22 protein-coding genes and 1 tRNA gene are annotated in these 21570 nt (G+C 59.8%); 9 read left to right on the forward strand and 14 right to left on the reverse strand.

What is annotated here, in order from left to right:
• Positions 1-7 precede the first annotated feature (7 nt).
• The 5 genes from AB5Y81_RS21300 to AB5Y81_RS21320 form a co-directional block, all read right to left on the reverse strand.
• Entirely contained in the window at positions 8-361 is a 354-nt protein-coding gene (locus AB5Y81_RS21300; protein ID WP_279484823.1) for a hypothetical protein, read from the reverse strand.
• A 205-nt stretch (positions 362-566) separates the two neighbouring features.
• Complete coding sequence (locus tag AB5Y81_RS21305; protein WP_279484822.1) at positions 567-827, reverse strand: recombinase-like helix-turn-helix domain-containing protein; 261 nt, start codon at positions 825-827, stop codon at positions 567-569.
• Positions 828-908: 81 nt separating this feature from the next.
• Positions 909-1490, reverse strand: a complete 582-nt coding sequence (locus AB5Y81_RS21310) for a hypothetical protein (protein ID WP_279484821.1) — start codon at positions 1488-1490, stop codon at positions 909-911.
• A gap of 1032 nt (positions 1491-2522) precedes the next feature.
• Entirely contained in the window at positions 2523-3005 is a 483-nt protein-coding gene (locus AB5Y81_RS21315) for a hypothetical protein (RefSeq protein ID WP_128821499.1), read from the reverse strand.
• 147 nt (positions 3006-3152) lie between these two features.
• A complete protein-coding gene (locus AB5Y81_RS21320) occupies positions 3153-4454 on the reverse strand; it encodes a site-specific integrase (RefSeq protein WP_270824938.1) in 1302 nt (433 codons plus the stop codon).
• A 168-nt stretch (positions 4455-4622) separates the two neighbouring features.
• Between AB5Y81_RS21320 and AB5Y81_RS21325 the strand changes: the two genes are divergently transcribed.
• Positions 4623-4699 (forward strand) — tRNA-Ile (locus tag AB5Y81_RS21325).
• A 67-nt stretch (positions 4700-4766) separates the two neighbouring features.
• Here the strand turns inward: AB5Y81_RS21325 and AB5Y81_RS21330 are convergent.
• From AB5Y81_RS21330 to purH, 4 genes are all read right to left on the reverse strand, one after another.
• A complete protein-coding gene (locus AB5Y81_RS21330) occupies positions 4767-5333 on the reverse strand; it encodes a cytochrome b/b6 domain-containing protein (protein WP_017780949.1) in 567 nt (188 codons plus the stop codon).
• Positions 5314-5688 (reverse strand): cytochrome b562, encoded by a 375-nt coding sequence (locus AB5Y81_RS21335; protein WP_005309462.1) that lies wholly within the window; start codon positions 5686-5688, stop codon positions 5314-5316. Before AB5Y81_RS21335 ends, AB5Y81_RS21330 begins: the two co-directional genes overlap by 20 nt.
• 255 nt (positions 5689-5943) lie before the next feature.
• A complete protein-coding gene (gene purD, locus AB5Y81_RS21340; protein WP_279484820.1) occupies positions 5944-7233 on the reverse strand; it encodes a phosphoribosylamine--glycine ligase in 1290 nt (429 codons plus the stop codon).
• A gap of 110 nt (positions 7234-7343) precedes the next feature.
• Entirely contained in the window at positions 7344-8936 is a 1593-nt protein-coding gene (purH, locus tag AB5Y81_RS21345) for a bifunctional phosphoribosylaminoimidazolecarboxamide formyltransferase/IMP cyclohydrolase (RefSeq protein WP_279484819.1), read from the reverse strand.
• A gap of 408 nt (positions 8937-9344) precedes the next feature.
• Between purH and zntR the strand changes: the two genes are divergently transcribed.
• From zntR to AB5Y81_RS21360, 3 genes are all read left to right on the forward strand, one after another.
• Positions 9345-9782 carry a Zn(2+)-responsive transcriptional regulator gene (zntR, locus tag AB5Y81_RS21350; RefSeq protein ID WP_005309469.1) on the forward strand — a complete coding sequence of 146 codons (438 nt, stop codon included), beginning with the start codon at positions 9345-9347 and terminating at the stop codon, positions 9780-9782.
• Positions 9772-10308 (forward strand): dihydrofolate reductase family protein, encoded by a 537-nt coding sequence (locus tag AB5Y81_RS21355; protein ID WP_279484818.1) that lies wholly within the window; start codon positions 9772-9774, stop codon positions 10306-10308. The genes zntR and AB5Y81_RS21355 overlap by 11 nt, the downstream gene beginning before the upstream one ends.
• Positions 10309-10436: 128 nt before the next feature.
• Positions 10437-10655, forward strand: a complete 219-nt coding sequence (locus AB5Y81_RS21360) for an alternative ribosome-rescue factor A (RefSeq protein WP_017410628.1) — start codon at positions 10437-10439, stop codon at positions 10653-10655.
• A gap of 253 nt (positions 10656-10908) precedes the next feature.
• Here the strand turns inward: AB5Y81_RS21360 and hemW are convergent, their stop codons facing one another.
• Positions 10909-12054: a radical SAM family heme chaperone HemW gene (hemW, locus tag AB5Y81_RS21365; RefSeq protein WP_279484816.1), complete on the reverse strand. Its 1146-nt coding sequence runs from the start codon at positions 12052-12054 to the stop codon at positions 10909-10911.
• A gap of 133 nt (positions 12055-12187) precedes the next feature.
• On the reverse strand, positions 12188-12784 hold the full coding sequence (gene rdgB, locus AB5Y81_RS21370) for an RdgB/HAM1 family non-canonical purine NTP pyrophosphatase (protein WP_279484815.1): 597 nt from the start codon (positions 12782-12784) through the stop codon (positions 12188-12190).
• A gap of 221 nt (positions 12785-13005) precedes the next feature.
• Between rdgB and AB5Y81_RS21375 the strand changes: the two genes are divergently transcribed.
• From AB5Y81_RS21375 to AB5Y81_RS21385, 3 genes are all read left to right on the forward strand, one after another.
• The gene (locus AB5Y81_RS21375; protein WP_279484814.1) at positions 13006-14169 is read left to right on the forward strand and encodes a multidrug effflux MFS transporter; all 1164 of its coding nucleotides are present in this window, start codon (positions 13006-13008) and stop codon (positions 14167-14169) included.
• A gap of 108 nt (positions 14170-14277) precedes the next feature.
• Positions 14278-15327: an oxidoreductase gene (locus AB5Y81_RS21380; RefSeq protein WP_279484813.1), complete on the forward strand. Its 1050-nt coding sequence runs from the start codon at positions 14278-14280 to the stop codon at positions 15325-15327.
• Between the two features lie 309 nt (positions 15328-15636).
• Positions 15637-15882, forward strand: a complete 246-nt coding sequence (locus AB5Y81_RS21385; RefSeq protein WP_005309486.1) for a hypothetical protein — start codon at positions 15637-15639, stop codon at positions 15880-15882.
• 98 nt (positions 15883-15980) lie between these two features.
• On the opposite strand, the gene rimJ is transcribed toward AB5Y81_RS21385, so the two are convergent.
• Entirely contained in the window at positions 15981-16532 is a 552-nt protein-coding gene (rimJ, locus tag AB5Y81_RS21390) for a ribosomal protein S5-alanine N-acetyltransferase (RefSeq protein WP_279484812.1), read from the reverse strand.
• The gene (locus AB5Y81_RS21395) at positions 16532-17086 is read right to left on the reverse strand and encodes a GNAT family N-acetyltransferase (protein WP_005309490.1); all 555 of its coding nucleotides are present in this window, start codon (positions 17084-17086) and stop codon (positions 16532-16534) included. The genes rimJ and AB5Y81_RS21395 overlap by 1 nt, the downstream gene beginning before the upstream one ends.
• A 352-nt stretch (positions 17087-17438) precedes the next feature.
• On the opposite strand from AB5Y81_RS21395, the gene AB5Y81_RS21400 reads away from it, so the two are divergent.
• Positions 17439-19208 carry a M4 family metallopeptidase gene (locus AB5Y81_RS21400; protein ID WP_279484811.1) on the forward strand — a complete coding sequence of 590 codons (1770 nt, stop codon included), beginning with the start codon at positions 17439-17441 and terminating at the stop codon, positions 19206-19208.
• 52 nt (positions 19209-19260) lie between these two features.
• On the opposite strand, the gene AB5Y81_RS21405 is transcribed toward AB5Y81_RS21400, so the two are convergent.
• Positions 19261-20160, reverse strand: coding sequence for a LysR family transcriptional regulator (locus AB5Y81_RS21405; protein WP_017764724.1), 900 nt, complete (start codon positions 20158-20160; stop codon positions 19261-19263).
• A 209-nt stretch (positions 20161-20369) separates the two neighbouring features.
• Between AB5Y81_RS21405 and mdtH the strand changes: the two genes are divergently transcribed.
• Positions 20370-21563 (forward strand): multidrug efflux MFS transporter MdtH, encoded by a 1194-nt coding sequence (mdtH, locus tag AB5Y81_RS21410; protein ID WP_017785680.1) that lies wholly within the window; start codon positions 20370-20372, stop codon positions 21561-21563.
• Positions 21564-21570: the final 7 nt, after the last annotated feature.

The raw sequence follows: 21570 nt of genomic DNA on the forward strand, positions 1-21570 counted from the left end.
TACTACCCTACAGGGTAGGAGGAGTGGCACTAATAAGCTCGTTACGCAATCGGTGATAGGTACGTTTAGAAAGGCCGTATTTGGTATGTAATACGGAATGTGAACAACCTAGCTTGATTTCTTGCTCTAACTCGGGGGTACGCTGGTAACGCATCCCTTTCGATTTATTCAATTGCTCTTGCTTGGTGAGCAAGGATTCATCGATTGCCTCTGAGAGAGCGTAGGTATCAGTGACTAGCATTCGGCTGTAAAGGCTGGTCGGCCTGACACCTGCAATAATCTTGATGATACCATTTGTGCCTTGGCGCTCTACACACACCGCCTTGTCTTGTTGGTTGTAATAGACATAATAGAGGTTCATACAGTAACAACCTCCTTGCCAACTACGACTGTGACACCCTGAGACGAGACGGTGTTGCTAATCTCTCGCATAGCCAAGCTTATGTATTTTTCTGGGAGTTCTTTGTAACTCACCGCGTTATCTAAGCTCCCTGCCAGGAGGATTAATTCACCTGCTCGCCCTCGTTCTACAGCACAGCAGCGACCATGCTTATCGAGGTGTGCTATTATTGTTCTTTGCATTCTTCTTCTGCTCCCACTGTAGAAAGCCCTAAGTTATTTAGCAGGGTGCGCACACTCTCACGAGTGAAGGGCTTACCTCGTTGGGTTAGATATCCTTTTGCATTAAGAGCTGAGGCTAGGGAAACATACCCGAAACCAAACGCCAATAGCTCTTCGACTGGTTCACGCAACTTATCGAAGTACGTCGCGTTAGCAGCAGCTCTAGCCTGCATAAATTGTTCATGAGTTGAGTTGTATCGTTGCATTTGTTTTTACCTATTATTGGAGGATAAAGATGGAAAGTGCGTGAGTTAAGTAAACTATCAATGGATATAAAATTAGAAGTTTCATATGCTTGACTCCCACTCCCCAGTGAGTAGCGCTTTTCTTCTGATTGCGTTTCGTTTTTCCCAATCACCCTTCCAGAAAAGATGGGGATTGAATAGAATGACTCTCGTCTTCTCCCTAAGACCTCTTGGTGTGAACACTTTGATGAATCCACCTTCGATAAGAGGTGCTAATTCTCTGGACAGATGGCTTGGGCTAACGCCTATCGCCTTTGATACAGAAACGGTATTTGTAATTGCCACATTGCGTTGATTTATTAGAGCAGCTAATTGCATAGCCCTCCATTGAAGAATCCCGTCGAACTCGATGATCTTACTCTTGACAATGTCGAATAACTTACCAGAATCAAACTCAATTGTTTGGTGTGTCTTATCATCATTGGTGCAAACGTCTTCTAGTTCTTCTAATGTCTTGCACTCAGAGGGCTTGCGTAATGAGGCCGTATGCTGTGGCAATCCGATATGTGCATAAGGGACGGATTCTAAATGGTCGGTAAGTGGTGTCCTAAAAACCTCTCCTGTCTCTACATCAAAGACATAGGTTTCTTCTGCTACTTCTTTGTAGCTCAAATCTTCACGCACAAGTACTCCTAAAAATGACAGTATCCTATTCTCCAAAATTGGTGAAAGGACAAGGCTCCAGCCCAGAGCCAGCCTGAAGGGGAAGTTTTCTCTTATATTAAGAATAGAGGAATGACCTATCTAAGCAGGCTACATTTCAAATAGCTTGTATATACTTATACTGTTAGTTGTATGTTTTCATAGACAAATATTTTCATGAATGTTTGTTAAGTGTGTGTGCTCTCTAGGTAAGCGAGATGCCTACCCTGCAATTAGGAGTAGCTCTAGGACATGGCTGGATTGAAGGGCTAAAAGAAGAAGAGGAGATGATACCATTTGTAATGAGGGAGCATCCTCTAAGTGCAAGAGAGGTGGCACTATTTGCCCAATAACAGATAACATAACAAATAAAATAAGCAATTATTATCCGGCACGTAGTGCCACCCTCTTGTGCCGAAGGCGTTATAGAGGATTATGAGAGATATGTGCCTCAGGCCGGCAGGGCCAAGCTAAAGAAGACGCCTAAAGGAAAAGAGAGAAAAGACAAAGCCCTTCCCCTGTCCTTGTAGCCCTTGTCTACTAACTACCTATTGCGTAGGTTTCTTCTCTTCTTTCTGGCGTATCTTTACTCTTTGCCGAAGGCGTTAGTCTGCTCACTTATACTATATAGTGTCACTAGGCGTAGCCCAGGGGATTCTATAGGTAAGCCTCTAAACCTCGTCAGGGACGATCCTAGACGCCTTCCTGTGTGTTTATCTAATCAGTGTTACTTTCTTCAATCACACACAACCGTCCTTTAGTTTGGATCAAAATGTGTCTGGGTTTACCACTGTCCAATATTCCCCAGACACCGACCAATTCGATTCTATCGTCATAAACCTTGATGTCCCTCCCTTCAAAGCTAACGTGCCCTCCTTGTGATTCACACATAACTTTTCCCTTTTCAAAGTTTGGATAAAAATTGAATAGGAATGGCCCTGCCACCAAAGTCAGCAACATTACAATGATCGCTATGAAGGAAACCTTTCTATAGAAACCCATACAATCCCTACACTAATGTAAAACTAGCTTTGGCGGTTCCCTTGTGCCATCACTGTCAAGATACTCTTCATATTCGGCCATAAAGACAGAGAGGTTTTGGTTGAATCTGCGCAGGTCGTACCCCCGTAATTCAATACCACCTAGTAGTGACTGTGCGATACTTAACGCATGCGTATCTGTACTGATCTGATCAATCAAAAATCCCTGTTTTGCTAGATGTTGGTGCATCCAATTGATGTCACCAGCACTCTTATACAAACACCAATGGAAGAAAAATATTAGTGCGCCACATTCATAGATGAAGCGGAAAGGATCAGTTGCACTCCCCTCCGTTTTTGCAATCATCAGCCCTAGTTCGTTACCACACTCAGGCCCAAGATCCCCCATCATACGTGATACCAATGATGGGTTAACCCCTAGAGTACGTGACAATATGTCCACTGCCTTTCTTACTGTTTTTGCTTCGGTGAATAGTTGAGAAATGAGCTTGAGCATTTTTTTAAGTACTCCAAGTGCATTGCTGACGATTTTGTGAGCTAAGTTAGCACGCTGTTATTGCAAAGAGCTATTGTCACCCTTTATTGAGTAACGCCATTAGGGCTCACATTACTATTCATTGTCGCTAAAGCAATGCCTTTGGCGTCAGGAAGATAACCCACGTCCCCCAAAGTTAACGGAAACCACGGTATCCGCTGCCAGATCCAATAACCGCCGTTCCCATAGCTCCAAGGCTCGGCGCTTCTCTGGCAGGTACTCATATCGGTCATAGTGTTTACTGGATACGTCATTCAGGGCGTGATTCTGTAGGCGGTCGCGCAGATCTTTAGCTATGCCAAGCTCACCCATCAGGGTTTTACAGGTTCGGCGGAAATCACGGGGGATAAAGTGCGCCATCTCGGCGCGTTTGCGGTAACGATCAATCGCTTGGCTAAGTGAAGCCATCGGCATTGGTTCGCTCGGCTTGGTGGCGTGGGCAAAGATAAAGGGACTATCCCCCGTTGCCGCTTGCTGCTCTCTCAACACCCGCAAGGCGCTATCAGTGAGCGGGATCAGGTGAGGGCGGCCATTCTTGGAAAGCTCGGCGGTAATCGTCAGGGTTTTGGCTTCCCAGTCGATACTTGCCCAGCGTGAGGCGGCCAGCTCATAAGGGCGTTGGCCACCCGTGAAGAAACAAAGCCGGATCAGGCTACGCAGGGTCAAGCCTAGGCTAGTGGACTGCTCCATATCATCAAGCAATTTGCGAGCCTCTGCCCACGTCAGGAAGCGTTCCCCGACACGCTCGGCGGCCTTTTGCTTGGGTATGGCAGCCACCGGATTAAGCACCAAGCCAAATTTGGCATCGTCTATAAAATTGGCGGGGTCGTTGTCATGCTTGAGGCCGTAATTAAACGCCGCCATCAGGTAACTTCTGACACGATTGGATTGGGTATCAGCACCACGGCGAATCATATGCGCCAGGATCACTTTGATGTCGTGCGGGGTCACGTCCTTGGCTTTGGTCGTGGGTTTGATCACTGGATAGGTTTCTTTCTCCAAAGCCGCCAATACAGCCTCATGGGTGCGCTTCCCGTCCTTCTTCATCTGCTCGGTATAGCTTTTGAATAACTGCTCAATGGTTCCTTGCTGCTCACGCTCCCGCTTTTCTTGCTCCCGCTCCTTTGCTTGACGAGCCAGCTCATCTTTGGGGTCTAGGCCATCACGGATCATCTGGCCAAACGCCTTGGCCTTTTCGCGGGCATCAGCAAGGCTGAGGTTTGGGAAGCTACCAAGCGGTATAAATGCCCACTTCCCATCTCGCCTATAGCGAAACGTCAGGGTCTTTGTGCCGCTAGGGAATACCTGTACCCCTAATCTCCCTTCTCCTCGGGTACGATTGTCGTCAGTCTGAAAATATGGGTTCCTTTTCGCGGGTAGCGCGTTTACTTCACTGTGAGTCAATGGCATTGGATGGCAAACCTCGCTAAGTGCACTTCGATATTTTCAAAGTGTACTTGCAAGTGTACTTGGAGTGAAGCTACCAGATACGACTTGAGGCCGAGCAATATGAGGGAAATGATGCAAGTTGCTGATATTATAGTGGTAATTTAATCCACGCCGCAAAACCAACATCATGGCCCCTTAGCTCAGTTGGTTAGAGCAGTCGACTCATAATCGATTGGTCGCCCGTTCAAGTCGGGCAGGGGCCACCAAATTTCCTAAAAAGGCCGCTCATCATGAGCGGCCTTTTTGCTTGCTGGCGTTTCGCCTCAAACTGGGTCAGGAGCCCTGATCCTGCTGGATGGGGGCCTGCTCGGGGGCGCTTGGGCGTCGCCGAGCGGGCAACATGCGCCTTACCAGATTGCTGCGCTGGCGCCAGGAGGTGAACAGGATGGCCAGCAGGTGCAGCGCTATCATCCCCTGCAGGGCCCAGGTGCACCAGACGTGCCAGTCGTCAGCCCCCAGTTCGAACCCCATCTCGGTATTTTGGAACCAGCCGGTGCCGGCGGTGGCCAGGATCAGCAGCCAGAGTGTCCAGACCGCCAGCTTGCCGCTGCCGTGGTGACCGGGAGCCGGTGGCGTGCGCTCGCGCAGCTCCAGCGCTTGCTGGCGAAAATCTTCCCGGCTTGGGATGAGGGCTCGCAACCGGGCATGACCCCTGGCAAACGAGAGCCCCCACGCCAGGCGCAGGCTGATCAGGGCGATGGCCAGGTAACCCAGCCGCTCGTGCCACTCCTCGCCCGCCTCGTTGAGCCAGAGGTTGCCGATACAGATGGCCGCCACACCCCAGTGGGTGAGGCGGACCAGACTATCCCAGCGGAAGGGATCAGCCTTTTTGCTTGGCATATTTGTGGTACTCCTTCTTCAGGTCGTTGACCTTGGCCAGGTGCTCGCGCGCCTTGGCTTCGTCACCCGCCTTGAGGGCTGCCAGGCTGGCATCCAGTTCGGTCTGCACTTCGTTCATGCCTTCCAGGAACTTCTCTTTCTTGGCGGCCGGCATGTTCTTCTGCTTGGCGATGTCGAACTGTGCCTTCATCTCGTTGATGTACTTCTCCATGGTGGCGGCATCCTCGGCCTTGACCGCCTGCTTGTAGTTGAAGCCGATCTTCTTCATCGGCTGCTCCAGCTCACCGGCCATGGCGGGCAGGGTCATCAGGCCAAACATCAGGGGCAGCAACAGGGGGCGTACAGTTTTCAACATGGGATTTCCTTATTTAAACGACATGCTTATCGATTCTATGTGGCTTCTTATGAACCCTTATCTGGATTCATTACAGGCATGATGCCATGACAGTACGTGAACTGTTTGTGAATATTGCTGTTTTTTGTCACAAAGGGTAACAGGGAGGGGGGAGATGCAAGGAGGATGTTGAGCCAATCGAACCATGCCATATGGACCATGCTGCCAGGCTGGCCGAGGGCAAGCTAAAGAGAGGGCCCTTGCGGGCCCTGTTCATTACTGCTGCTGTTCACGCTCGATGGCGCGCCAGCCGATGTCGTTGCGGTAGAAGATGCCGTCCCACTTGATGCGCCCGGCCAGCTGATAGGCCCGCTGCTGCGCCTCGGCGACCGTGTGGCCGAGGGCCGTGGCGCACAGTACGCGCCCCCCGGCGGTGACCACGGTGTCGCCTTCCATGCGGGAGCCGGCGTGGAATACCTTCTCGCCGCTTGCCTCTTCCACCGGCAGGCCGCTGATGGGCTTGCCCTGCTGGTAGTCGCCGGGATAACCGCCGGCGGCCAGCACCACGCCGATGGCGACGCGGGTGTCATAGATGGCCTCGACCTGATCCAGCTTGCCGGCACAGGCCGCCAGGCAGAGCTCCACCAGATCGGAGCGCATGCGCAGCATGATGGGTTGGGTCTCGGGATCGCCGAAGCGGCAGTTGAACTCGATCACCTTGGGATTGCCCTGGCCATCGATCATCAGACCGGCGTAGAGGAAACCGGTATAGACGTTGCCTTCGGCCGCCATGCCGCGTACCGTCGGCATGATCACCCGCTCTATCACCTTGCGATGCACCTCGTCGGTGACCACGGGGGCGGGGGAGTAAGCCCCCATGCCGCCGGTATTGAGGCCGGTATCGCCATCGCCCACCCGCTTGTGATCCTGACTGGTGGCCATCGGCAGCACGTGCTCGCCGTCCACCATGACGATGAAGCTAGCTTCTTCCCCCTCAAGGAACTCCTCGATCACCACCCGGGCCCCGGCGTCACCAAAGGCGTTGCCGGAGAGCATGTCGCGTACCGCCTCTTCGGCCTCGCTCAGGGTCATGGCAACGATGACCCCCTTGCCAGCGGCCAGGCCGTCAGCCTTGATGACGATGGGCGCGCCCTTCTCGCGCAGGTAGGCCAGCGCCGGCTCCACCTCGGTGAAGTTCTGGTACTCGGCGGTCGGGATGGCGTGGCGGGCCAGAAAATCCTTGGCAAAGGCCTTGGAGCCTTCCAGCTGGGCGGCGGCGGCGGTCGGGCCGAAGATGGCCAGCCCCTCGGCACGGAATGCATCGACCACCCCTTTCACCAGCGGTGCTTCCGGTCCGACGATGGTCAGACCGATGCGCTGCTCCTTGGCAAACGCCAGCAGGGCCGGGATGTCGGTAGCCGAGATGGCTACGTTCTCGATGCTCCCTTCGTGGGCGGTGCCGGCATTGCCGGGGGCGACGAAGACCCGGGTTACCAGGGGGGATTGTTTGGCCTTCCAGGCCAGGGCGTGTTCACGGCCACCGTTGCCAATGATCAGTACTTTCATCGTATCGCTCGCTTCTATTCGTGGTCACGGGCGGGCCTGAGGCCTGCGCCGGTGAAAATAGCCAGGTGAAAAGAGACAACAAAAGGGCCGCCGGCGGCGGCCCTGATCCATCAGTGACGGAAGTGGCGCATGTTGGTGAACAGCATGCACATGCCGTGTTCGTCGGCGGCGTCGATCACCTCCTGATCGCGCATCGAGCCACCGGGCTGGATGACGCAGGAGATACCGGCGGCGGCCGCGGCGTCGATGCCATCGCGGAACGGGAAGAAGGCGTCGGAGGCCATGACGGAGCCCGCCACGGTCAGCCCTTCATCCTCGGCCTTGATGCCGGCAATCTTGGCCGAGTAGACGCGGCTCATCTGGCCGGCGCCCACACCGATGGTCTGGCCGTCTTTGGCGTAGACGATGGCGTTGGATTTGACGAACTTGGCCACTTTCCAGCAGAACAGCAGGTCGTTCAGCTCAGCTTCGGTGGGCTGGCGCTTGCTGACCACGGTCAGATCCCCCAGGGTCACCATGCCAAGGTCGCGCTCCTGCACCAGCAGGCCGCCGTTGACGCGCTTGAAGTCAAAGCCTTGTGCCGGCGCGGTCCATTGGCCGCACTCGAGCAGCCGCACGTTCTGCTTGGCGGCGACCGCGTCTCGAGCCTCCTGGCTGACGGTGGGGGCGATGATCACCTCGACGAACTGACGCTCGACGATGGCCTTGGCGGTGGCGCCATCCAGTTCACGGTTGAAGGCGATGATGCCGCCAAAGGCGGAGGTGGGGTCGGTCTGCCAGGCGCGCTCGTAGGCGCTCAGCAGGTCGCTGCCGATGGCTACGCCGCACGGGTTGGCGTGCTTGACGATGACGCAGGCCGGCTGGTCGAACTCCTTGACGCACTCCAGCGCCGCGTCGGTGTCGGCGATGTTGTTGTAGGAGAGGGCCTTGCCCTGCAGCTGGACAGCGCTCGCCACCGAGCCCGGCGCGGCATGCTCCTCGGCATAGAAAGCAGCGGCCTGGTGGCTGTTCTCGCCGTAGCGCATGTCCTGCTTCTTGATGAACTGGCTGTTGAAGGTACGCGGGAAGCGGGACTCCTCGTCACCCTCCTTGTTGTCACCGTAGGAAGGAACCAGGGTGCCGAAGTAGTTGGCGATCATGCCGTCGTAGGCGGCGGTGTGCTCGAAGGCGGCGATGGCCAGATCGAAGCGGGTGGCCAGTTTCAGGCTGTTGCCGTTGCCATCCATTTCGCGAATGACGCGGTCGTAGTCGGCAGCCTTGACCACGATTGCCACATCTTTGTGGTTCTTGGCGGCGGAGCGAACCATGGTCGGCCCGCCGATGTCGATGTTCTCGACCGCATCGGCCAGGGTGCAATCGGGCTTGGCGACGGTGGCGGCGAAGGGATAGAGGTTGACCACGACCATGTCGATGGGGGAGATGTGGTGCTGAGCCATGATGGCGTCATCTTGCTCGCGACGGCCGAGAATGCCGCCGTGGACCTTGGGATGCAGGGTCTTGACCCGGCCGTCCATCATCTCGGGGAATCCGGTGTAGTCGGAGACCTCGGTCACCGGCAGACCCGCCTCGGCCAGCAGCTTGGCGGTACCACCGGTGGAGAGCAGGGCCACGCCGCGCTCGTTGAGTGCCTTGGCAAATTCCACGATGCCAGTCTTGTCAGACACACTCAGCAGTGCACGGCGAATGGGTCGAGCTTGTTCCATCACACTATCGTCCTCAGCATAACGGGGACCGTTCCATGGGAGGCGAGGCTCAACACAGAGAGTCCCCAAATAAATGGAAGTGGGGGATTTCGCAAACCGCTCTCGCCTGAAACCTGCCGCCAGGCAAAAGCGTTTTAGGAAATACCCGCTTGACGCGTCGCTCTCTTGTGGGCGCGTATTCTACACAAAAAATGTGACCCGTGGTGGATTTTTTAAAGTGACAAAGCCTTGTCTGGTGCGGTGTTAAACGTTTTCTGGTGGTTTTTTGTGAAACGTTTGTCTTTTCAGTGTCTTGATGGCAAAAGGGTGGCCGCATCCTCTTTCCCGCTGCCGACTGGCAATCGTCCGGCAAAGGGGCGATAGTGGGTGCCGGTTGTGGTTCTTGACTCATTTGGGAGGGGGAAAGGCATGTATCGGATCGGGGAGCTGGCCAAGGCGTGCGGGGTGAAGGCGGATACTCTGCGCTTTTACGAGAAAAACGGTCTCATCTCGCCGGGCATTCGCAACGAGTCCGGCTATCGCCTCTATGGCGAGCAGGACAAGCGGCGGCTGGAGTTCATCATCCGCGCCAAGTCGGTAGGGTTCTCGCTGGCCGACATCGGCGAGCTGCTGGATCTCGACACCAACAAGGCCAAGGTCACCTGTCAGGAGGTGAAGGCGGTGGCTGACACCAAGCTCGAACAGGTGGAGCAGAAGATCGTCGAACTGACCCGTTTTCGCGACAACCTGCGGGAGCTCTCCAACATCTGCTGCGGTGGCCCGCGCTCGGCGGAGCACTGCGCCATCCTCGAGACGCTGGAATCCGGTGCTCCCTCCCGCCACGAGCACCACGATCATGAGCACTGAGCAGCGCCGGCCCCGGGTATCCGCCTTTCTCGCCCTCTCCCTCGACGGCTTCATTGCCGGGGAGGGGGGTGATCTGGCCTGGCTTGAACCCTACAACGGCGACTCCCAGGAAGAGACCGGCTACGGCGCGCTGATGGCGAGTACTGATACCCTGCTGATGGGGCGCAACACCTATGACATTGTGAACGCCTTTCCCGAGTGGTTTTATGGCGACAAACCTGTGGTGGTACTGACCCACAGACCCGCCGCTCCCCGTGAGCATGTCTCCTTTCGGCAGGGGGCGCTGGCGCAGGTGCTGGACGAGCTGTGGCAGGCGGGCAGCCGCCACCTCTATCTGGATGGCGGCGAGCTGGTGAGGCAGGGTCTGCAGGGGGCCCTGGTGGACGAGCTGATCCTGTTTTGGGTACCGGTCACCCTGGGGCGCGGGGTGCCGCTCTTTGCTGGCTCCCTGCCCGGCGCACTGAGGCCTGTGTCCAGTACCTTGCTGCCGAGCGGGCTGGTGCGGGTCGTTTATCAACCGGCCTGAAGATCCCGCCAGCACTCTTGCAGGCGGGCCGAGAGAGGCGCACAATCGGCACGTTTTTTCGCCGCCAGCCCCGATTCTGTGGGGGCAGGGGCGCTGGGCAAACACGACAATCCCATCAAGGAGCCGATATGGCTAAGAAGAAGGTGACCCGGGTCACCACCGAGCCCGCCTGCGAACATCAGCGCGGCATCATTCAGGACAACCACCTCAAGGCACTGGTGACCTCCCCCCTGTTCCAGGCCCGGGTCGAACCGAGCAAGAAGGGCAAGGGCAGCTATCAGCGCAAGGCCAAGCACGGCAAGCGGTGGGAGCCCGGCCAACAGCAGATGGTACGCGTCTGCTGCTGAGCGGGTTTCTGCTTTGGCACCTGTCCACGATCTTGCTGCGAGGCCGTGATCAAGGCTCATGTGCTGCTCGCAATCCTCATGTGTACTTACACACTCCGGTTCCTGCGCTGCTCTTCACCTTGCTGACAGCCTCTCGCGACAGACCGTGAACAGTTCTTGGAACCAAAACAATCAGGGCGCCAATGGCGCCCTGATTGTTTTTCTATTCGCTGGTGCTGATTCACTCTCTTGCCGCAAGAGAGTGAACCCGTATTCACTCGTCCATAAAGAGTTCGAGCAGCACGTTGAGATAGCGATGGCCGAGGGGGGTGAGCTGCCAGCTGTCGCCGAGATCTTCGATCAACTCCTTGCTCTGGGCGATGGTCAGCATGGTTTCTACCCGCTCCAATTCAAGGCCGGTGTAGGCCTCGAACTCCGCCTTGGGGGCCGGTTCAAACAATCTGAACCGGTTCATGAAGTACTCGAGCGGCAGATCGTCCGCACTCACTTGCCACTGCTCGTCCAGATAGGGACGGCTCGGATCCAGATAGCCTTTCGGGTGCTTCACCTTGGCGGTGCGCAGGATCTGCTGGTTGGCGAGATCCGTCACCTTGCCGTGGGCGCCGCAGCCGATCCCCAGATAGTCGCCGAAGCGCCAGTAGTTGAGGTTGTGGCGGCACTGGTAGCCCGCCTTGGCATAGGCCGAGATCTCGTACTGCTGATAGCCCTTGGCGGTCAGCATGGCGTGGCCCTGCTCGTAGATCTCCCACAGGGTGTCATCTTCCGGCAGTTTGGGCGGCTTGGAGGCAAACGCCGTGTTCGGCTCTATGGTGAGCTGATACCAGGAGAGATGCGGCGGCGCACAGTCGATAGCCTGCTGCAGGTCGTAGAGTGCATCGTCTAGGCTCTGATCCGGCAGGCCGTGCATCAGATCCAGGTTGAAAGTAGGAAGCTTGATGGCGTGGGCCAGTTCGGCGGCCTTGCGCGCCTCCTCGGGGCCGTGGATGCGGCCGAGGCGGGTCAGCTTCTCCTGCTGGAAGCTCTGCACCCCGATGGAGATGCGGTTGATGCCTGCCCGCTGGAAGCCGGCGAACTTGTCCGCCTCCACCGTGCCCGGGTTGGCCTCCATGGTGATCTCGCAGTCCGCAGTGAGTTCGATGCGTGCGCGCACCCCGTCCAGCAGCGCCTGCATGGCCTCCACGGAGAGCAGGCTCGGCGTGCCGCCACCGATAAAGATGGAGGAGAGGGGGCGCCCCTGGGCCCAGTGCAGGTCTTGCTCCAGATCCTCCAGCAGGGCGGCCACATACTCGAGGTGGGGCAGCTCCCCCTTCTGGGCGTGGGAGTTGAAGTCGCAGTAGGGGCACTTCTGGACACACCAGGGCACGTGGATATAGAGGGAGAGGGGCGGCAGTTGCAGCATGGGGTTTCCAGTATTCAACAATCAAAAGGGGTCGGGTTGCACTTGTCGTCGATGACAACGGGCCGGGGCGCCGCGAACGAAACGGGGGCCGACGGCCCCCATTGTAGATGACAACGCGGCGGGAGACAGTGCTTTAGTTGACCGCCGCCAGGGCCGCTTTGAGCTTGGCCAGGGCCTGGCCACGGTGGCTGAGCTGGTTCTTGAGCTCGGCCGGCATCTGGGCCGAGGTGCAGTCATGGTCGGGGACGAAGAACACGGGGTCGTAGCCGAAGCCGTGCTGACCGCGCGGCTCGTCGATGATCATCCCTTCCCAGCTCGCCTGGCAGATGACGGGGGTGGGATCGTCGGCGTGGCGCATGTAGACCAGCACGCACCAGAAGCGGGCGCTCTTGAGGTACTCGGGGGCCCCTTTCAGCTCGCCCAGCAGCTTGTCGATGTTGTCCTTGTCGCTGGCACCGGCGCCGGCAAAACGGGCGGAGTAGACGCCGGGGCGGCCGTGCAGCAGATCCACTTCCAGGCCGGAGTCGTCGGCAACCGCCGGCAGGCCGGTGACGCGGGCGGCGTGGCGGGCCTTGATGATGGCATTCTCGACGAAGGTGGTGCCGGTCTCGTCGGCATCGGAGACCGCAAACTCGCTCTGTGGGATCACCTGGATCTTCATATCGGCCAGCATGGCGGCCAATTCCTTCACCTTTTTCTGGTTCCCTGTTGCCAGGACAAGCTTGTTCATCGAGCACCTCCGCAAAAATAATCTGCGCATTCTATGCGGGGCTGGCGTCCAGGAAAAGCGCCAATTGCCCTGGATCACCCTCGCCGGGGTCATGGCAAGATGTGGATAAAATGAATGTTTCCTGAATGGAATAACAGAAGTGATTAAATACCATTTCAATTCATTACTGTGAGTCAGTAGACTCGCGCCCCAATCCATTTCCCCATGCCACGAGGTGACTGATGCCATTGATTCTTCTGCTTGTACTCCTGGTGCTGTTCAGTCCGCTGGCCATCGACATCTACCTGCCCGCCATTCCGCAGATGGCCGAGCAGCTGGGCGCCGAGGTGACCCTGATGCAGGGCACCATTACCTGGTTCCTGTTCAGCATGGGACTGGGGCAACTGCTGGTAGGGCCGCTGGCCGACCGCTACGGCCGCAAGCCCATCGCCCTCGGCGGCGTGCTGCTCTACGGTCTGAGCGCCCTGGGTGCCGGCTTTGCCGCCAGCCTTGGCGAGCTGATGCTGGCGCGGGTGCTGCAGGGCCTCGGCGCCTGTGCCACCTCGGTGGCCGCCTTCTCGGTGGTACGTGACAGCTACGGCCCCAAGAAGAGCGGTCAGATGATCTCCTACCTGAACGGTGCCATCTGTTTCATTCCGGCGCTGGCCCCCCTGCTCGGTGGCTGGCTTACCGCCAAGGCGGGTTGGTCGGCCAACTTCTGGTTTATGGCCGGATACGCCGTCGTAGTCGGCAGCTGGCTGCTGTGGCGGATGCCGGAAACCCGCCCGGAAGAGACCCGCAGCGGCGGCCCGCTCATCAGCTGGTCGCGCTATAGCCCGGTGCTGCGCTCCCCGAGCTTCTTGTTCAACGCCTCCCTCTGCATGTTGGCGATGGCGGTGATCCTGGCCTATGTCACCGCGGCGCCGGTGCAACTGATGGTGAGGCTGGGGCTGGACATGAGCGGCTTCAGCTACTGGTTTGCGGCCAACGCGGCGCTCAACATCCTGGCCTGCTTCCTGGCGCCCCGTTTCATCGCCAAGGTGGGGCCAAGACGCACCCTGCGCATCGGCCTGCTGGTGCTGCTGCTCTCCGCCATCTCCCTGAGCCTGTCGATGCACATTGCGCATCCGCTGGCCATGATGGGCCCGGTGTTCCTCTCCAGCATCGGCTTTGCCATGATCCTGGGCTCTGCCGCCGGCATGGCGCTGGCACCATTCGGTCACTGCGCCGGTACCGCCGCCGCCCTGCTCGGCCTGTTCCAGATGAGCGGCTCCGGTGCGCTGGTGGGCTTTATTGGCGCGCTGATGCACGACCCGCTGAACCAGCTGGCGCTGCACATGTGGCTGTTGCTGCCCCCGCTGGTGGTGCTGATGACCCGCCAGGGCCGGCGCTTGTGTTTGCAATAAATCCTGTGCTCTGATGGGCACACTCAGGGGGCCTTGGGCCCCCTTCTCTTTTGGCAGGCCAAAGGTTCGCCTGCATCTCATGACACAGCTACCCGTGGAGAAAACCGGATGAGCCACACAATCAATGCCGCCCTGGTGGGCTACGGCTTTGCAGGCCAAACCTTTCACGCCCCGTTTCTGACCAGCACGCCCGGGCTCTCCCTTGGCTGGGTGGTGAGCCGCGATGCCGCCAAGGTGCAGAGCGAGCTGCCCGGCTGCCGGGTCGGTTCGCTGGCCGAGGTGCTGGCTGATCCGTCGGTCGATCTGGTGGTGATCGCCACCCCCAACGACACCCATGCCCCCATCGCCCGCGAGGCGCTGCTGGCGGGCAAGCACGTGGTGATCGACAAGCCGTTCGCCCTGGACCTGGCCGAGGCGAAGGCGCTGGTGGAGCTGGCGCAGAAGCAGCAGCGACTGCTCAGCATCTTCCACAACCGGCGCTGGGACGGTGACTTTCTCACCGTACGCCGCCTGCTGGCTGAGGGGGCGCTCGGTCAGATCGCCCAGTTCGAATCCCACTTCGATCGCTATCGTCCCGAGGTGCGCCAGCGCTGGCGCGAGGCGGGCGGTCCGGGCTCCGGCCTCTGGTTCGATCTCGGCCCCCACATCCTCGATCAGTCGCTGCAACTGTTCGGTCAGCCGGACTGGTTGCAGGCGGATCTGGCCCAGCAGCGCCCCGGTGCCCTGGCTGATGACTACTTCCATGTGGTGCTGGGCTATGGCGAGATGCGGGTCGTGCTGCACGGCAGCTGCCTGGTGTCGGCCACCATGCCACGTTTCGTCATCCACGGCAGCGAGGGCTCCTTCATCAAGTTCGGCATGGATGTGCAGGAGGAGCAGCTCAAGCTAGGCATGCGGCCGCCGGCGGCAGACTGGGGGGTGGACAACGAACCCGGCCAGCTCAGCCGGATCCGCGACGGTCAGCTGCAGCAGCAGAGCGTGGCCGGCGAGGCGGGGGACTACGGCGCCTACTATCGCGGCGTCTGCGCCGCCATCCGTGGGGAGGGGGAGAACCCGGTGCCGGCCGGCGAGGCGCTGGCGGTGATGGCGCTGCTGGACCTGGCCCGCGACAGCGCCCGCGAGGGTAAGCGGCTGGCTTGTCAGATCCTGTCTGACTGAGGCGGGGTCCGCGCGTGATGGCCGACACCATACAATAGCCGTTTATTGCCAGCCATCACGGGGCCTGTGGCGTTTTATTGTACGAATTCACGCCGTTTACAGTGTTTTGTATTAATGTTTGTCGCTGTAGTAGTTCTTTTCATCCAGCCAACGAGAAAATATCATTGTGATACTCGTTTTCATTGGGCGCGTATGGGGATATATTTCGCGCGCCTCTTGGCTCCCGGCATATGGTTTTTTCACCGGGTGAAAGGACGCACTGTGATGGTTGTACCGACCATCTCTCCATATTTTTCTGAGGGTATGCACATGAACAAAGTACTGGTAGCCGGTATCCTGGGTCTGATGTTGACCGCTTGTGGTCAGAAAGAAGAAGCCGCCGCACCGGCCGCTACTCCGGCCGCCGACGTTGCTGCAACTGTTGAGAAAGCCGCTAGCGAAGCCACCTCTACCGTAGAGAAGGCTGCTTCCGAAGCGACTGCAACCGTTGAGAAGGCTGCCGCTGACGTAGCCACCAAGGCAGAAGCCGCAGTGAGCGATGCCAAGGCCAACTAAGCCTGCACCTCATCTGAAGAACGGGCCCGAAGGTGACTTCGGGCCCGTTTTTTATGTCCGCTCTGCTCAGCTCCCCGCCTTTGGCTGGACACCGCCGGCTAGCACGCCGGATTGAGGCGGGAGGTGAGGATGTGATCCTCCCAGCGGCCGTTGATCATCAGGTAGTCTTTGGCGTACCCCTCCCGCTCGAAGCCGAGCCGCTCGAGCAGGGCGCCGCTGCGCTGATTGGCCGGCATGTAGCTGGCCATGATGCGGTGCAGGCTGTGCTCCCTGAACAGATAGTCGATGCCGGCCCCGACGATCTCCTGCATCAGCCCCTGTCCCTGGTGGGCCTGATCGATGGCGTAGCCCAGGTGGCAGGCCTTGAAGGCACCCATCAGGATGTTGGTGAAGTTGCAGGTGGCGATCACCTGCTCGCCGTCCGGCTCGAGCGCCACCAGGTGCACCCCGCTGCCGTTGAAGAACTGACCGTAGCTGTCGCGCAGCCGGCCGTGCCAGTGGCTCAGGGTATAGAAGCTCTCGTCCCGGCTGGGCTCCCAGGGGGTGAGGTGAGCGCGGTTGCGCAGATAGAAATCCAGCATCAGATCGGCCCGCTCGGGGGGCAGTACGGTGAGCCGGCTGCGGGCCGTGCACAGGTGTGGCAGTGCCATCAGTGATCCCTCTGTCCAAGCCACTCATCGCGCAGCAGGCTGTAGTGAACGTGATCCACGATGCGGTCGGCCAGCCGCTCGGCACGGCGGGTGATCCCCTCCTGCTGCATGCCGAGGCGCTCGCAGACGGCCCGGCTGGGCTCGTTGTCGATGGCGGCGCTGATCTCCACCTTCTCCATCCCCATCTCCTCGAAGGCGTGATGGATCAGGGCCTGGCAGGCGCGGGTGATGATGCCGTTGCCCTGCCAGCGTTCGGCCAGCCAGTAGCCGATGCTGACCTTGGCCAGCGCCCGGTCGATCTGGTTGTAACCAATGACACCGACCACCTCCCCCTGATACTCGATGGCGGTGGTCAGCCCCTCGCCGCGGGCGAATTTCTCGATGGCGTGGCGGATGAAGGTGGCGCTGTCGGCGGGTTGCTGAATGTAGGGGGGCCAGGGTAGCCACTGGGTCAGGTAGTCGCGATTCTCCCGACAGAGGGCAAAGAGTTCGCTGGCCATGTCGGGCTGCAGGAACAGCAGCGCCAGCTCGTCATCCAGTTGCCATGAAAACATCCGCACCTCCCGTTGCCGCAGGGGCCCGCAATGGGCCGTAGAACCGCCAATGTAGCCAATCAACCCCTTGTTAGCCAAGGACTTTCAGCCGTTATCAAGGCTGCGCTATCCCCATATGGAGGGGCGGCTCCGACCGTCATTGGGGCGCCTTGTCATTGTTCGGCCTTTCCTGGTGTTATTCGCCATTTTTTCGGCTCTTTACGCTACCAAAAACAGGCAACAGCAGATTCTGCTATGGATTCATGCTGGGCTGTCACATATGACAGGCAGCAATTCCGATCGCGCCAACTAGTGTAGGAGCGCTGGGCAACGGACCCGGCGTGTAATCTTCATCGACTTAAGGAAAAGACGGATGAACAAAGTCTATTTGGCCGTGGTATTGGCCTGCTGGGGAAGCGCAGCCTTGGCTGCAGAACAGGTTGACGTACATCAGGTTGCCGGCATTCAGGGAGCACCGAGCGGTGCCGCCGGCGTCAGCGCGCTGGCCGGGGATGGCGAGTTCCGCCAGGTGCGGGCAGTCAAGCTGCCAAACGGCCAGCAGCGGGTGCGCTATGAGCAGACCTGGCACGGTATCCCGGTCTGGGGTCAGGTGCTGGTGGCCGAGCAGTCCCTCGGCGGCCAGATCAGCCAGGTCTCCGGTCAGATCCTGCGCCAGATCGATGCCGATCTGGCCAGCCCGACCGCGGCCCTGTCGCCGGCTGATGCCGCCAGCAAGGCGCGGGCCGGGGCCAAGGGCAGCAACGAGCGGGTCAAGCTGTTCGTGATGCAGGATGAGGCCGGTCAGGCCCGCCTGGTCTATCTGGTCTCCTGGCTGGCGGCGAGCGACGAGCCGAGCCGCCCCTTTGTGGTGATCGATGCCCAGACCGGCAACGAGCTCAAGCGCTGGGAAGGGATCAACCACAAGGACGCCACCGGCCCGGGTGGCAACGTCAAGACCGGCAAGTATTTCTACGGCGCTGACTTCGGTCCGCTGCTGGTGGACGACAACTGCCGGATGACCAGCCCGAACGTGGACACCCTCAACATGAATCACGCCACCACGGGCGGTGCCATTCATCAGTTCACCTGCCCGGAGAACACGGTCAAGGAGATCAACGGTGCCTACTCGCCCCTCAACGATGCCCACTACTTCGGCAACGTGGTGTTCGACATGTACCGCAACTGGTACAACACGGCGCCGCTGACCTTCAAACTGAAGATGCGGGTGCACTACAGCCGCAACTACGAGAACGCCTTCTGGGACGGCAGCCAGATGACCTTCGGTGACGGCGCCACCACCTTCTATCCGCTGGTGAGCCTGGATGTGGCAGCCCACGAGGTGAGCCACGGTTTCACCGAGCAGAACTCGGGGCTGGTCTACTCCGGCCAGTCGGGCGGCATCAACGAGGCCTTCTCCGACATGGCGGGGGAAGCGGCCGAGAACTACATGAAGGGCAGCAACGACTGGCTGGTGGGCGCCCAGATCTTCAAGGGCAACGGCTCCCTGCGCTACTTCGAGGATCCGACCCGGGATGGCAGCTCCATCGGCCACGCCAGCGACTACTATGACGGCATCGACGTGCACCACAGCTCGGGTGTCTACAACCGCGCCTTCTACCTGCTGGCCAACACCAGCGGCTGGAATACCCGCAAGGCCTTCGAAGTGTTCGTGCTGGCCAACCGTCTCTACTGGGGTGCCAACACCACCTTCGATCAGGGCGCCTGTGGCGTGACCAAGGCGGCGACCGATCTCGGTTACAGCGTGACCGACGTGGCGGCCGCCTTTACCACGGTCGGTGTCAATGCCACCTGTGGCGGCACCACTCCGCCCACTGGCAGCGTGCTGCAAAACGGGGTACCGGTGACCGGTCTCTCCGCCGCCAAGGGTGGCAAGCTGAACTTCACCATCGACGTGCCGGCCGGCAAGAGCCAGCTGGTGATTGCCAGCAGTGGCGGTACTGGCGATGCTGACCTCTATGTGAAGTTTGGCAGCGTGCCGACCAGCAGCAGCTATGACTGCCGTCCGTACAAGAGCGGCAACGCCGAGACCTGCACCCTGAACTCGCCCAAGGCGGGGACCTGGAACGTGCAGCTGAGCGCCTTCAGCGCCTTCTCCGGGGTGACCCTCAAGGCCAGCTACTGATCACCAGTGGCCGTTGACAACAGTGAAGCGCCGGACTTGTCCGGCGCTTTTTTTATGCGGGTTTGCCCGCCCAGCGGGCGGCCAGGGTACGGGCTGCCTCCAGTACCCGCTCCTTGGCGGGGTTGGGGCGCTTGCCGCTGCGCCAGGCCATCATCACGTCCCAGTGATCCGGCGGCAGATCCACAACGTCCAGCTGCACCAGTCGGCCAAATTCCAGATCCCGGGCGATGGCGAGCGCCGGCATCAGGGTGATGAAGCCGTGTTCCAGCGCCAGCTCCCGCGCCGCGCTGGCGGGCTGGATGGCGTGCAGCGGGCTCGCCACCTGGCGCAGCAGACGCAACTGCAGGATCAGCTCGTCGCAGCCAGTGCCCCACTGCTGGGGCGCCAGCCGCTCGTTGGCGATGTCCTGCAGGGTCAACCCCTGTCGCCCGGCCAGCGGATGGGTGGCGCAGGCCACCGCTATGATGGGGGAGCGATAGAGCAGCTCGAGCTGGATGCCGGCGATGGCGGGGCACTTGAGGATGAAGCCGACGTCGGTCTCGCCGGTCAGCAGCTCCTGCATGATAATGCCGGAGTGATCCGTGTTGCAGCGGATCTCGAAGGTCTCGTCGACCAGTGCCAGCAGCAGGGGGCCGAACACCACTGTCGTCAGGGAGGGCAGGCAGGCGAGCCGGATGCGTGGCAGCGCCGGCGCCCCCTGCATGGCCAGCCGACCCCCTTCCAATGCGCTGAGGGCCGCGCTCGCCGCGGGCAGAAACTGCTCGCAGGCCGGGGTGGGGGTGGCGCCGCGCCGATGGCGACGAAACAGGGGCTGGCCCAGATCCTGCTCCAGCACGGCGATCCGCTGGCTCACCATGGGTTGCGACCAGCCGCGCACGGCCGCCGCCTTGCTGAAACTGCCGCGATTGACCACATCCAGCAGCAACTGCAGATCGTCGAGGGTCATAGCCATAAGATAATCCAATATGAAATATAGCCAGTTGTCGGCTACCACTATATCTGGCGTCCTTCCAGAATAGCAGTATCAATCGTTGTGCTTTGGCATATTGCCACACCGGCTCAGGGGCTTGCAGCACCTTGAGTCCGTTTGGTGACGGCGTCATTCGGGCGACGAGCAGTAATCGATATGAATGTCATCAAAGCAGCAGGGGACGGGTAGTCATGGTGGATCGGGCGAGGCGGTTGGGACGGTGGTTTTTGGCGTTGGATTCCCTGTTGGTGATCCTGGGGTTCTTCGTGGTGATGCCCATGATCAGCCTGCGCTTTGTGGATCAGCTCGGCTGGGCGGCCGGGGTGGTCGGGCTGGCGCTGGGGTTGCGTCAGCTGACCCAGCAGGGGCTGGGCATTCTGGGGGGCTCGCTGGCGGACAAGTTCGGAGCACGCCCGCTCATCGTGGGCGGCATGCTGCTGCGGGCGGCGGGTTTTGCCAGCCTGGCCTATGCCCAGAGCGGCCTTGAGCTGATCCTCTCCTGCATCATCTCGGGGCTCGGCGGCTGCCTGTTCGACCCGCCCCGGGCGGCGCTGGTGATCAAGTTCACCCGGCCGCGGGAGCGGGGTCGCTACATCTCGTTGCTGATGATGCTGGAGAGCGCCGGCGCCGTGGTGGGGGCCTTGCTCGGCAGCTGGCTGCTCAACTTCGATTTCGAATACGTCTGTCTGCTGGGGGCCGGCCTGTTCGTCTGCGCCGCCCTGTGCAACCTGCTGATCCTGCCCGCCTACAAGCTCTCGGTGCGGCCGACCCCGATCCGCGCCGGTCTCGGCCAGGTGCTGGCCGACAAGGCATTCTGCCGACTGGTGCTGATCCTGAGCGGCTACTACGCGCTCTGGGTGCAGGTGATGCTGATCTTCCCCATCCTGGTCAAACAGATGGCGGGCAGTACCACAGCGGTTGGCTGGATGTATACCCTGGAGACCGCCATCTCGCTGGCGCTGCTCTATCCGCTGGCGCGCTATGGCGAGCGGCGCTTCAAGCTGGAGAGCCGGCTGATGGCCGGAGTACTGCTGATGACCACCGGCATCGGGTTGGTGGCCTTTGCCAACACCCTGCCAGCCGTGTTCATGCTGCTGGCCTGCTTCTATCTGGGGATAGTCATCGCCGAGCCGGCGCGGGAGACCCTGATGACCAAGCTGGCGCAGCCGGGGGCGCGCGGCAGCTACATGGGTTTCAGCCGGCTGGGGCTGGCGCTGGGAGGCATGACGGGGTATGTAGGGGGCGGCGCCCTGCATGACTACGCCATGGCTCAGGGACAGCCCTGGTTGCCCTGGCTGGTGCTGGGCACAGTGGGCGTGACCACCTTGCTGCTGCTGGCCAACTGCTTTCATCGCGAGTCGAGTCTGGCGCGGGTCAACGTCTGAACGGGCA

Source organism: Aeromonas sp. s2 (genome assembly GCF_040907935.1).
In the GTDB taxonomy this organism is placed as follows: Bacteria; Pseudomonadota; Gammaproteobacteria; order Enterobacterales; family Aeromonadaceae; genus Aeromonas; species Aeromonas dhakensis.

What these genes read in the sequence shown, in the direction of transcription:
- AB5Y81_RS21300 (WP_279484823.1), bottom strand. Translation starts at nt 361, where the DNA reads ATGAACCTCTATTATGTCTATTACAACCAACAAGACAAGGCGGTGTGT.
- AB5Y81_RS21305 (WP_279484822.1), bottom strand. Translation starts at nt 827, where the DNA reads ATGCAACGATACAACTCAACTCATGAACAATTTATGCAGGCTAGAGCT.
- AB5Y81_RS21315 (WP_128821499.1), bottom strand. Translation starts at nt 3,005, where the DNA reads ATGCTCAAGCTCATTTCTCAACTATTCACCGAAGCAAAAACAGTAAGA.
- AB5Y81_RS21320 (WP_270824938.1), bottom strand. Translation starts at nt 4,454, where the DNA reads ATGCCATTGACTCACAGTGAAGTAAACGCGCTACCCGCGAAAAGGAAC.
- AB5Y81_RS21330 (WP_017780949.1), bottom strand. Translation starts at nt 5,333, where the DNA reads ATGCCAAGCAAAAAGGCTGATCCCTTCCGCTGGGATAGTCTGGTCCGC.
- AB5Y81_RS21335 (WP_005309462.1), bottom strand. Translation starts at nt 5,688, where the DNA reads ATGTTGAAAACTGTACGCCCCCTGTTGCTGCCCCTGATGTTTGGCCTG.
- purD (WP_279484820.1), bottom strand. Translation starts at nt 7,233, where the DNA reads ATGAAAGTACTGATCATTGGCAACGGTGGCCGTGAACACGCCCTGGCC.
- purH (WP_279484819.1), bottom strand. Translation starts at nt 8,936, where the DNA reads ATGGAACAAGCTCGACCCATTCGCCGTGCACTGCTGAGTGTGTCTGAC.
- zntR (WP_005309469.1), top strand. Translation starts at nt 9,345, where the DNA reads ATGTATCGGATCGGGGAGCTGGCCAAGGCGTGCGGGGTGAAGGCGGAT.
- AB5Y81_RS21355 (WP_279484818.1), top strand. Translation starts at nt 9,772, where the DNA reads ATGAGCACTGAGCAGCGCCGGCCCCGGGTATCCGCCTTTCTCGCCCTC.
- AB5Y81_RS21360 (WP_017410628.1), top strand. Translation starts at nt 10,437, where the DNA reads ATGGCTAAGAAGAAGGTGACCCGGGTCACCACCGAGCCCGCCTGCGAA.
- hemW (WP_279484816.1), bottom strand. Translation starts at nt 12,054, where the DNA reads ATGCTGCAACTGCCGCCCCTCTCCCTCTATATCCACGTGCCCTGGTGT.
- rdgB (WP_279484815.1), bottom strand. Translation starts at nt 12,784, where the DNA reads ATGAACAAGCTTGTCCTGGCAACAGGGAACCAGAAAAAGGTGAAGGAA.
- AB5Y81_RS21375 (WP_279484814.1), top strand. Translation starts at nt 13,006, where the DNA reads ATGCCATTGATTCTTCTGCTTGTACTCCTGGTGCTGTTCAGTCCGCTG.
- AB5Y81_RS21380 (WP_279484813.1), top strand. Translation starts at nt 14,278, where the DNA reads ATGAGCCACACAATCAATGCCGCCCTGGTGGGCTACGGCTTTGCAGGC.
- AB5Y81_RS21385 (WP_005309486.1), top strand. Translation starts at nt 15,637, where the DNA reads ATGAACAAAGTACTGGTAGCCGGTATCCTGGGTCTGATGTTGACCGCT.
- rimJ (WP_279484812.1), bottom strand. Translation starts at nt 16,532, where the DNA reads ATGGCACTGCCACACCTGTGCACGGCCCGCAGCCGGCTCACCGTACTG.
- AB5Y81_RS21395 (WP_005309490.1), bottom strand. Translation starts at nt 17,086, where the DNA reads ATGTTTTCATGGCAACTGGATGACGAGCTGGCGCTGCTGTTCCTGCAG.
- AB5Y81_RS21400 (WP_279484811.1), top strand. Translation starts at nt 17,439, where the DNA reads ATGAACAAAGTCTATTTGGCCGTGGTATTGGCCTGCTGGGGAAGCGCA.
- AB5Y81_RS21405 (WP_017764724.1), bottom strand. Translation starts at nt 20,160, where the DNA reads ATGGCTATGACCCTCGACGATCTGCAGTTGCTGCTGGATGTGGTCAAT.
- mdtH (WP_017785680.1), top strand. Translation starts at nt 20,370, where the DNA reads ATGGTGGATCGGGCGAGGCGGTTGGGACGGTGGTTTTTGGCGTTGGAT.